This window comes from Pseudomonas sp. AOB-7 (genome assembly GCF_003696305.1).
In the GTDB taxonomy this organism is placed as follows: Bacteria; Pseudomonadota; Gammaproteobacteria; order Pseudomonadales; family Pseudomonadaceae; genus Aquipseudomonas.
This window is the reverse complement of the sequence record NZ_RFFK01000048.1, coordinates 1-706: the sequence shown is the minus strand read 5'-3', so window position 1 is coordinate 706 and position 706 is coordinate 1. Positions and strand designations below refer to the sequence as shown.

The following is a 706-nucleotide window of genomic DNA, read 5'->3' as shown; positions in this document are numbered from 1 at the left end:
GGCCTGGTGGCGCTGCAGGCCATGGCGGTATCGACGGGGCTGCCGTTCACCATCGTGCTGCTGGTGGGCTGCGTGTCCATCGTCAAGGGGCTGCTGAGCGAGCCGCGCTAAGCGCCGGCCTCGCCGCCTCGGAGAGCGCGCCTGCGGGTGCGCTTTCTTATGCGCGGGCCTCACAACCTCGGGTTCGACACCCCCCTGTAGGAGCGGCGTTCCCCCATCGCCAAGCGCCGCCCTCGTCGCTATTGGATAGCCCCGCGCCGCTTGCGCCGCGCAGGCCGGTTTTTCCTTCTGTTAGCGTCGGCCTCCGCGTTCGGCATTGCGCCGCGCGCCGCGTCGAGCACGCGATAACTATAAGGAGCAGCCATATGAGCCATGCCCAAGGGTCCAAGGGGCCCAGTACAGCCAACGACGACGGCATCCCCGCCCCGAGCGGCGCCGCCACTCTGATAGACACCGACTACGTGGTCGGCCAGGACAATATCCGCGGTCGCTACCTGGTCAATCTCGATATCCACGGCACGGTCTTCATCGTCTCGGCGCTCAGCGCGCTGTTGTTCGTGGTGCTGGCGCTGGCCCTGCACAACGAGGTGGAGCCGCTGTTCAAGGCCGTACGCGACTGGCTGACGCAGAACCTGGCGTGGTTCTTCATCGGCTCGGCCAATATCTTCGTGCTGCTGTGCCTCGGCCTGATCGTCTCGCCGCTGGG

The 706-nt window shown here is 66.7% G+C and carries 2 protein-coding genes; both read left to right on the top strand.

Annotation, left to right across the window (positions count from 1 at the left end; translation table 11 throughout):
- Positions 1-111 (top strand): BCCT family transporter (locus EA796_RS23535; RefSeq protein WP_147459086.1); only part of this gene is annotated, 111 nt, incomplete at its 5' end.
- Between the two features lie 254 nt (positions 112-365).
- Positions 366-706, top strand: a 341-nt coding sequence (locus EA796_RS22935; RefSeq protein WP_178082600.1) for a BCCT family transporter, incomplete at its 3' end; no start/stop codon positions are given.